General features: G+C 64.0%; 1 pseudogene. It reads left to right on the forward strand.

The annotated features are described in order from the left end of the window. Positions 1 to 713: pseudogene (locus tag ACFHYO_RS16130) on the forward strand (IS3 family transposase); the annotation flags it as partial.

Raw genomic sequence — 713 nt, forward strand, 5'->3', positions numbered from 1 at the left:
GACACGATGCTCGACAATGTCGTCCTGAAGGATCTTCTGGGAAAGAACTGACGACGCTGACCAAGCGGCGAGAGGCAGCGCTCAGGGCAATGCGGGATCACGATATCTCGCAGCGTCGGGCCTGCCAGCTTGTCGGTGTCGATCCCAAAACGGTCCGGCGCACACGCCCGCCGGACTGTCCAGAGATCCGCGAGGAGATGAAGGAGATCGCCGGGAAGCGGCGCCGGTTCGGTTATCGCCGGATCGGCATTCTGCTCGAGCGCAACGGAATGATCATGAACCACAAGAAGCTCTATCGGCTCTACCGAGAGGAGGGACTGTCGGTCAAGCGACGGCGCGGGCGCAAGCGGGCCCGTGGGTCACGCACGCCGATGCCGGAGGCGGCGCATCCCAACGCCCGCTGGTCGCTCGACTTTCTGGCCGACAGCTTTGGCGCCTCGCGCAAGTTCCGCATTCTGGCGGTGATCGACGATTGCTGCCGGGAGAACCTGTGCCTGACAGCCGACACCAGCATCTCGGGCGCCCGTGTCGCCCGCGAGCTGGATGCGCTGATGCGGATCTACGGAAAGCCTGCTTGCATCGTCAGCGATAACGGCACCGAGTTCACCAGCCGCGCCATCCTGAAGTGGGCCGACAAGAACGGGGTGCCCTGGCACTACATCGCCCCAGGCAAGCCCATGCAGAACGGCAATTGCGAAGCCTTCAACGGTCGG

Origin of the sequence: Paracoccus panacisoli (genome assembly GCF_042435015.1) — a bacterium.
Taxonomy (GTDB): domain Bacteria; phylum Pseudomonadota; class Alphaproteobacteria; order Rhodobacterales; family Rhodobacteraceae; genus Paracoccus; species Paracoccus panacisoli.